The organism is Hydrogenophaga sp. (genome assembly GCF_051007235.1).
Lineage (GTDB): Bacteria > Pseudomonadota > Gammaproteobacteria > Burkholderiales > Burkholderiaceae_C > Hydrogenophaga.
The window spans coordinates 1-8752 of record NZ_JBPCSJ010000339.1 but is presented as its reverse complement, the minus strand read 5'-3'; the positions used below and the strand labels follow the sequence as shown (position 1 = coordinate 8752).

Annotated in this window: 6 protein-coding genes; 3 read left to right on the top strand and 3 right to left on the bottom strand. The window is 68.6% G+C overall.

Annotated features, from left to right (window positions below):
* Both ACR2JA_RS12165 and ACR2JA_RS12160 read left to right on the top strand, forming a co-directional pair.
* Positions 1–794: GMC family oxidoreductase (locus ACR2JA_RS12165; protein ID WP_434009344.1), on the top strand; the 794-nt coding region annotated here is incomplete at its 5' end.
* Positions 795–817: 23 nt separating this feature from the next.
* A complete protein-coding gene (locus ACR2JA_RS12160; protein ID WP_434009343.1) occupies positions 818–1117 on the top strand; it encodes an antibiotic biosynthesis monooxygenase family protein in 300 nt (99 codons plus the stop codon).
* Between the two features lie 110 nt (positions 1118–1227).
* Here ACR2JA_RS12160 and rocF read toward each other — a convergent pair whose 3' ends face one another.
* Entirely contained in the window at positions 1228–2145 is a 918-nt protein-coding gene (gene rocF / locus ACR2JA_RS12155; protein ID WP_434009342.1) for an arginase, read from the bottom strand.
* A 263-nt stretch (positions 2146–2408) separates the two neighbouring features.
* Here rocF and ACR2JA_RS12150 point away from each other — a divergent pair, with 263 nt between their 5' ends.
* A complete protein-coding gene (locus ACR2JA_RS12150) occupies positions 2409–3491 on the top strand; it encodes a DUF6352 family protein (RefSeq protein ID WP_434009341.1) in 1083 nt (360 codons plus the stop codon).
* Positions 3492–3520: 29 nt separating this feature from the next.
* Here the strand turns inward: ACR2JA_RS12150 and ACR2JA_RS12145 are convergent, their stop codons facing one another.
* Both ACR2JA_RS12145 and ACR2JA_RS12140 read right to left on the bottom strand, forming a co-directional pair.
* Entirely contained in the window at positions 3521–7579 is a 4059-nt protein-coding gene (locus ACR2JA_RS12145; RefSeq protein WP_434009340.1) for a PAS domain S-box protein, read from the bottom strand.
* Positions 7580–7724: 145 nt separating this feature from the next.
* The coding region (locus tag ACR2JA_RS12140) for a methylmalonyl-CoA mutase family protein (protein ID WP_434009339.1) at positions 7725–8752 on the bottom strand (1028 nt) is incomplete at its 5' end.

The window sequence follows — 8752 nt, the reverse complement described above, 5'->3', positions numbered from 1 at the left end:
ACGGCATCCACGTGCTGCACGACCTGCCCGGTGTGGGCCAGAACCTGCACGACCACCCGGATGTGGTGATGGTGGTGAACGCGCCCAAGGTGACCGAGCTGTTCGGCATATCGCCGCGTGGCGTGCTGAGCATGGTCAAAGGCATCTTCGAATGGCGGCGCCGCCGCAGCGGCCCGCTGACCACGAACTTCGCCGAGGCCGGTGGCTTCATCAAGAGCGCGCCGGACGAAGCCATCCCGGACCTGCAGTTGCACTTCGTGGTCGGCAAGCTGGTGGACCACGGCCGAAAGACGGTGCTGGGGCACGGCTACTCGTGCCACGTCTGTCTGTTGCGCCCGAAAAGCCGCGGCACGCTGCGGCTGGCGAGCGCCGACCCGCAGGTGATGCCGCTGATCGATCCGGCGTTTTTGCAAGAGCCGGACGACGTGACGCGGCTGGTGCGCGGCTTCAAGGCCATGCGGCGCCTGATGCAGCAGCCGGCGCTGGCGCGGCACGGTGGCGTGGAGTCGGCCGCCTCGCGCGAGGCGTTGAGCGACGCGCAGATCGAGCAGTTCGTGCGCCACCACGCCGACACCATCTACCACCCGGTGGGCACCTGCCGCATGGGACCAGACCCGGCCGAGGGTGCTGTGGTCGATGCGCGCCTGCGCGTGCACGGCGTGGACGGGCTGCGCGTGGTCGACGCCTCGGTCATGCCCAGCGTCGTCGGCGGCAACACCAATGCCCCGGTGATCATGATGGGCGAGAAGGCCACCGATATGATCCGCGACGATCGTCGGGCCGCGGTGGCCTGACCCGTTCTGACTGAGACACCACCATGATTTTGGAGCACGCCGACATCCGCATCGACCCCGCCCAGGCGGCCGATTTCGAAGCCGCCATCCTGCGCGGCGCCAGCACCGTCATCGCGGGCGCCCAAGGCTTTCAGGGCTTCAAGGTCAACCGCAGCATCGAGAGCGCGGGCCGCTACATCCTCATGATCTACTGGGACACGCTGGAAGACCACACCGTGGGCTTCCGCCAGTCGCCGGCCTTCACCGAATGGCGCAGCATCGTCGGCCCGTTCTTCTTGCAGCCGCCGGTGGTCGAACACCTCGAACTCGTGGGCAAGAGCTGAAAGACAACGCCCCCGGAGCGCGTGCCTGATCCAGTGATGCGGTGGAACCGGCTTGGCCGGGCCACTCGCATCGCCCCCCTGGGGGGGTGACGCGAAGCGGCGCGGAGGGGTCACTTCTTCCGCATCAGGGTCGATTTGCCGAACAGGCTCTCGATCAGGTCCACCGCCAGTTCGGCGGTGCGGTTGCGCAGGTCCAGCGCGGGGTTGAGCTCCATCACGTCCAGTGAGGCCAGGCGGCCGGTGTCGGCGATCATTTCCATGCACAGCTGCGCTTCGCGGTAGGTGGGTCCACCGGGCACGGTGGTGCCCACACCTGGGGCGATCTCGGGGTCGAGGAAGTCGACGTCAAAGCTCACGTGCAGGTGGGTGTTGTCGTCCAGGCCCATCAGTGCCAGCTCCACGGTGTGGCGCATGCCCATCTCGTCGATGTAGCGCATGTCGAACACCTCCAGCCCGACCTCGTGCACGAAGCGTTTTTCACCCGGGTCCACACTGCGGATGCCGATCTGGCGCACCACGTCGGGCGTGATGGCGGGTGTGTGACCACCGATGCCGGTGAGCTCGGCCGGGCCGTGGCCGCACAGGCAGGCCACCGGCATGCCGTGGATGTTGCCGCTGGGCGTGAGCTCGGCGGTGTTGAAGTCGGCGTGCGCGTCCAGCCAGAGCACCCGCAGTCGCTTGCCGTTTTCACGGCAGTGACGCGCCACCGCACTGATGGACCCCATGCCCAGGCAGTGGTCACCGCCGAGCACGATGGGCATGCGGCCCTGCGCCAGCTCGGCGTGCACGGCGTCGTGCAGCGTGCTGTTCCAGGCCACCACCTCGGCCAGGTGGCGGTAGCCGTTCACCGGCGGTTGCCAGGGGTTGGACGGACCCGACAGGTTGCCGCGGTCCGCCACCTGCAGGCCATGGCTTTCGAGCACGGTCTGGATGCCGGCCACGCGCAGGGCTTCGGGGCCCATGGAGGCGCCTCGCGCGCCGGCGCCGATGTCGGTGGGAACGCCGATCAGGCTGATGGGTGGGGTCATGCGGGGCCTCTGCCGGTGGCTGGAAAGGGTGTGAAGGGGTGTGAAGGGGTGAGCGATGTTACCGATTGGGTGCCGTACCGTGGGATCGCCACAGCCGGTGACGAGGGAACCGCCACTGGCGCCATGCTGCGCACATGAGGGTTGTCAGCCTGTGTGGCCGTGACGCGAACCGTCAGGGGTATGCCCCCTGGGCGGAGCGGGTCTGCCCGCTGACCGACAATCGCCTGCCCCGACCGACCACCGCAGCGCGCTGCGGTTGATGAATGCCCACGGCTGTGTCACCTTTCTGGACATCCTGCGGCCACGACCGCCTTGAACACAACGCCCGCGGCTGGCTGGTGCCCACCGCCGACTACTGGCGCCTGTGGCTGGAACGGCCCGAACTCGCGCTGGTGGCGGAATCCTGCGCGGGGGAGCAGGCGCTGCACGCGCGGCTGGTGGGCGCGCCGCTGTGCCGCGTGACGGACGACGAACTGGGCGCGATCGAGGACGCCGACGTGCGTGCCAACTTCCGCCTGTTTCTGGGTTTCCGCGACGCGGTGCAAGCGGCGGGCTCGCTGGAGGCGGCCTACGCCGGCTTCTTCCAGGCCGGGGCAATCCAGATCCCGCCGCTGTTTCTGGACCTGCTGGTCCAGGCCATCGTCTGTCATCTGCTGGATGGCAACGACGATCCCTGGCAGTGGCGCGCAGCCGAACTGCTGTTCCGCCGCCAGCGCGTGAGCGTGCAGGAGGGCCGCGTGCTCTGCGGCGACCACGCGGTGCTGGACATGCTCCACCAGACCGGTGGCCTGGGCGGCATGGGACGCTTGCTGGTGCAGGGGGGCGCTGCGCTGCCCACGGTGCAGATGGCGGTGCTGGGGACCGACAACGCCGCCGGCTACTGGACCAGCCGCGAGGGCGAGGGTCGCTTCAACTTTCTGCTGGACCTCACGCACGAGGTCCAGCGCGAGCTGCCGCATGGCCTGACGTTGACCATGAACCGCGCCCGGTCGGGCCTGAAAGCGCTGGCGCAGGTGCTGGCCCTTTGGGTGGCCCACTTTCTGGGCGTGGCGGTGCAGATCCAGCCCGAGGCCCGGGTGGACGACCCGGCCTGGCGCTGGCACCTGGGTCTGGACGCCGAAGCCAGCCCCCTGCTCGACGATTTGTACCGGGGTCACGAGGTGTCGCCCGAGCGCCTGCAGCGGCTGATCAGCCTGTTCCGGCTGCGGTTTGACGATCCGCAGCAGATGCGCGCCGATGTGCGTGGCAAACCGGTGTACCTGGGCCTGGCCATGACGGCCGACGGCCAGCTCAAGCTCAAGCCGCAGAACCTGTTGCTCAACCTGCCGCTGGCCGCCGCAGCCTGAGCCGGCTCGCCTGGTGCGTTCACACCTGCTCAGGCACGCGGCAGGTCGATCTCGAACCGGGCGCCCTGGCCCGGCGCGCTCTGGGCGCGGATGTGGCCGCCCATGCGTTCCACCGCTTTTTGCACCAGCGCCAGGCCGATGCCCGTGCCAGGGATCTGGTCCTGCCGGTGCAGGCGCTGGAACATGCCGAAGATCCTGTCGTGGTACTGCATGTCGAAGCCGATGCCCTGGTCGCTCACGCTCAGCCGCACCCGTTCACCGTCGACGCGCGCTTCGATGCGCACCCGCGGGGCGTCGCCGGCCGGGGTGAACTTCAGGGCGTTGTCGATCAGGTTGCGCAGCGCGATGGCCAGTCCTTTGGGGTTGGCCCGCACGCGCAGGTCGTCCGGAACTTCGACACCCAGCTGGCCCTGGCGCGCCTCCAGTTCGTCGTGGAACGGCGCCGCCACCGTCCGCACGCAGTCCGCCAGCGCCACCGGTTCGATCAGGTCGGTCATCTGCTGCAGGCGCGAATAGGCCAGCAGATCGCTCACCAGCTGCGACATGTGGCGGGTCGCGCGCTGGATGCGCTGCAGGTACTCGCGCCCCTGTGCGTCCAGTTGCTGCGCGTGCTCTTCGAGCAGCAGGGTGCTGAAGCCCTCGATGCCCCGCAGCGGCGTGCGCAGGTCGTGTGAGGTCGAGTAGTTGAAGGATTCCAGCTCGCGGTTGACGCTCTGCAGACGCTCTACGCTTGCATTCAGCTGCTGTGTGCGTTCCTCGACCTTCTGTTCCAGTTGCTCGGTCATCTCGCGCACTTGCGCCGCCGCCTGGGCGCGCAGCCGTAGGTTGACCAGCATCTGGGCAAACAGCTCCAGCAGGGTGATTTCTTCCTTGCCATAGGCCCGGGGCTGGTTCACCGAATCCAGGCCCACGTAACCCAGGCAGGCGTCGCCGTTCATCAGCGGCAGGGTCAGCAGCCCCTGGATATCCATCTCTGTCAACAGGCGGCGCAAGTCGTTGTCGGGCAGGGCGTTGCGGTCGGGTACCAGCACCTTCTCGCCGCGCAGGTGGTCGCGGTACCAGTCGTCCCGGTGACTCACCGTGAAGGCCTGCCACAGGGCTTTCTGTGTCCCGATGCCGGAGGCGCACCATTCGTGCGTGTTGGTTGCCGTGCCAGCCTGGTGATCGTAAGAGAACAGGTAGGTCCGGTCGGCCTCTAGGAACTCGCCAATGTCCCGCAGCGCCTCGTTGATCGCGGCATCGGCCTGCTGCACCGGCAGGTTGATGAAGCGGTTGGCCAGGCGGAACAGCAGCAGGACAAAACGGTTCAGCCGTTCGCGCTCCAGGTGGGCCAGTTGCCGTTCGGTGACGTCGCGCACCAGGAACATGCACTGCTCGCCACCGGGCAGCCAGGCCAGGCGGGCATTGAAGTGGTGGGTGCCCGCCGGCAGGTCCAGGCTGTAGTCCATTTCCTGGATGCCACCCTCGCGGGCGCGCTGCATCGCTTCGCGCAGCGGCGCCACCAGGTCCGGCGGCATGACCGAGGCGATGGGCTGGTGCAGGAAGTCCTCGGGCTTGCGGTACAGCCGGTCTTCGGAGCCCGCGTGGAAGAAGACGAAACGCTCCTGCGCGTCAAGCACGAACAGCATGTCCTTGAGCACATCGAACACCTGCTGGAGCGTCGCGTCGCGCTCGCGCGCGGTGGCTTCGGCCTCGCGCAGGTCGGTCACATCGAGGCAGGAGCCGATGTAGCCAATGAAGCGTTGATCGGCGTCGTAACGGGGGCGACCTTGCTCGTGCAGCCAGCGGTACACGCCGTCGTGGCGCCGCAGGCGGTATTCCATGCTGTAGGGTTCGCGCGCCTCGAAGGCGCTGATGAAGATCTGGGCGCTGCGCTCCTGGTCCTGCGGGTGCACATCGTCCAGCCACAGGGTCTCGCATTCGCTGGCCAGGTCGCGTCCAGTGAAGTCCAGCCAGGCCTGGTTGATCCAGTCCTTGCACTGCTGGTCGTCCACCGTCCAGGCCAGGGCGGCCGACGCGTTGGCCACCGTGTCCAGGTGCTTGAGGGTTTGGCGCTGCGCCTCTTCCAGGGCTTTGCGGTCGGTGATCTCGAAGGTCGTGCCCGCCATGTAGGTGACCCGGCCGCTGGTATCGCGCAGGCCGCTGCCGCGCGTGTCGAACCAGCGGTAGCCGCCCTGCGCATCGCGCGCCCGGAACTCCAGCCGGTAGTCGGTCTCGCCTTTGAAGAAGCGGCGCAGCACCTCGCGCAGGCGCGCCAGGTCGTCGGGGTGGATCAGTTCCAGGAACATCGCACCCATGTGTTCGGCGGCGGGCGACGGGTGACCCAGTGCGACGAAAAACTCATCGCTGGGCTGGATGAAGCCGCGGCCGAAGTCCCATTCCCATACCTGGCCATGCGCCGCCGCGAGCCTGAAGCGCTGCTCGCTGCGCGCCAGCGCACGCTGGTCGCTTTCGAGCTGGCTGACGTCGCGGAACATGAGCAGCAGGCGCGGCTGGCCGTCCTGCTGCACCCGTTCGGCGCTGTAGCGCACATGGATGGGACGCCCGTCGGGGCGGGTGCTGCTGGTGGCGGCGTCGCGCACCTGTTCGCCGCGCTCCAGGCGTTCGATGAGTTGCCGCCGCACGTCGGGCGGCTGCCAGAGTTGCAGGTCGAGCGCGGACTGGCCGATCAGCTCCTCGCGCGTGCGGCCGAACAGCGCGCAGAACGCGTCGTTGACCAGCAGCAGGCGGCCGGTGCCCCATTCGCTGATCGACATGCCTTCGGGCGCGGCCTGGAACACGGTCTCGAAGAGTTGCTGGGCCGCGTGCTGGCGCTGCTCGGCAGCGCGGCGCTCGGTGATGTCGCGGGCGATCACCAGCACCGTCGGCGCCTCGCCCGCCGCAGCCGGCTCCAGGCTGGCCTGGGCTTCCCAGTGGCGCTCGCCTGCCGGCCCCGGGTAGGTGTAGTAGAGGGTTTCGGGTTGTCCGGAGGCGAACACGCGCTCCAAGCAGGCTTTCCATTGCGCCACGATGGTGGGTGGTGAGTCGAACTCGCCCAAGGTGCGGCCCAGCAACGCTGCGACAGACGCCCCGGTGGCCCCCTCCACCGCGGGATTCGCATACTGCACCCGGCCTGACGCGTCGTAGCGCACCACCACATCGGGCAGGTGGTCGCTCAGGGTCTGGAAATGCCGCTCGCTGCGCGCCAGGGCGCGCATGGACCGGTCCAGGCGCCAGGCACCGTAGGCCATGGCCGACGCCACCAGCAGGGTCAGGACCACCGCGAACGGCAGGACCGCGGTCCAGGTCGCCAGCACGTCATCGATCCCGAGCGCATAGACCACCACCAGCCGGTCGGCGTCTCCTGCCAGCCGGTGGTAACCCACCACGCGGTTCAGGCCGTCGATGCGCGCCTGCGCCTGGAACACGCCCGAGGGCGCGCGCAGCAAGGCATCGGCCACGTGGCTGCGCATCGTCATCCCCTGCTCGCGCGGCACCAGCGGGTGGCGGACCAGGATGGTGGTCGATCCATCGTCGTTCAGCCGGAACAGGGTCATGCTGCCGCCAAAGGGCAGCCCTTCGGAGGCGAAACGCGAGAGCAGGGCGTCGCGCGGCAGCGCCACCTCGTAGGCCTGGGCCCCGGCCGCCGCGCGCCAGCGCAGGGGCACCCACCACTGCTGGTCCATCTCGCGGGGGGGCTGCGGCACCCAGCGCCCGGGTGGCAGGTCGGCGGCCGCCGCAGCGTCGAGCCGCTGCAGGGTGAACGGCAGGTTGAGCGTGGCCACGAGCGGGTCGTGCACCGTGTGCGGTGCGGCCGCCGGCCCGTCGACGGCCGCCAACCGTATGCTGGCGCCGGCCAGGCGCAGCGACTGCTCCAGCTCGGCCGCCAGGCGCTGCACCTCGCGCTGGGCCTGCACCCGGGCCCGGTCCAGGGCCGCTTCGCGCTGGGCCAGCAGCAAGCCGCCCGACAGCGCCAGCAGCAGCCCGATGCTCACGGCCGCGAGCACCCGCAACCAGTTCCCGCCAGGCAGACCGGTGGTCACGGGCGGCTGCGCCGCAGGTGCCGGCGCGGGCGCGGCGTCGCCGCGGTGTTCGGAGGGGGATGGCATGGAGGCGGGGGGCGTGGTCTGCTGGGGAGTCTTGGACCGGGGGGCGAATCCGGTCCAGTCTAGCAGGGGCCTCCGCGCGCAAGCGGGCGTCGGGGGGCAGAAAAACCCGCCATTTCAGGAGGCGCAGCGCGGTGCGCCGCAGGCCTCACATGTTGCGCCGGTACTGCCCGCCGACCTCGAACAGCGCCGAGGTGATCTGGCCCAGCGAGCAGCAGCGCACCGCGTCCATCAGCACCTCGAACACGTTCTTGTTCTCGATCACGGCCTGTTTCAGGCGCGCCAGTTGCACCGGGGCTTCGGCCTCGTGCGCGGCGTGGAAGTCGGCCAGGCGGCGCAGCTGGCTCTGCTTCTCTTCTTCGGTCGAGCGCGCCAGCTCGATGGTCTCGGGCGTGGTGTCGCCGTGCGGGTTGCGGAAGGTGTTGACGCCGATGATCGGGTACTCGCCGGTGTGCTTGAGCATCTCGTAGTGCATGCTTTCTTCTTGGATTTTGCTGCGCTGGTAGCCGGTCTCCATCGCACCCAGCACGCCGCCGCGCTCGGCGATCTTCTCGAACTCGGCCAGCACGGCTTCTTCGACCAGTTCGGTCAGCTCGTCGATGATGAAGCTGCCCTGGTTGGGGTTCTCGTTCTTGGCCAGGCCCCACTCGCGGTTGATGATCAGCTGGATCGCCATCGCGCGGCGCACCGAGTCTTCGGTCGGCGTGGTGATCGCCTCGTCGAACGCGTTGGTGTGCAGCGAGTTGCAGTTGTCGTAGATCGCGATCAGCGCCTGCAGCGTGGTGCGGATGTCGTTGAACTGGATCTCCTGCGCGTGCAGGCTGCGGCCGCTGGTCTGGATGTGGTACTTGAGCTTCTGGCTGCGCTCGTTGGCGCCGTACTTGTCGCGCAGGGTCACGGCCCAGATGCGGCGCGCCACGCGGCCCATCACGGTGTACTCGGGGTCCATGCCGTTGCTGAAGAAGAAGCTCAGGTTCGGCGCGAAGTCGTCGATGTGCATGCCCCGCGCCAGGTACGCCTCCACGAAGGTGAAGCCGTTGGACAGCGTGAACGCGAGCTGGCTGATGGGGTTCGCTCCGGCCTCGGCGATGTGGTAACCGGAGATCGACACCGAATAGAAATTGCGCACGTTGTGGTGGACGAAGTACTCCTGGATGTCGCCCATCACCTTGAGGC

Coding starts and splice junctions, on each gene's coding strand:
- ACR2JA_RS12160 (WP_434009343.1), top strand. CDS start 818: ATGATTTTGGAGCACGCCGACATCCGCATCGACCCCGCCCAGGCGGCC.
- rocF (WP_434009342.1), bottom strand. CDS start 2,145: ATGACCCCACCCATCAGCCTGATCGGCGTTCCCACCGACATCGGCGCC.
- ACR2JA_RS12150 (WP_434009341.1), top strand. CDS start 2,409: ATGCCCACGGCTGTGTCACCTTTCTGGACATCCTGCGGCCACGACCGC.
- ACR2JA_RS12145 (WP_434009340.1), bottom strand. CDS start 7,579: ATGCCATCCCCCTCCGAACACCGCGGCGACGCCGCGCCCGCGCCGGCA.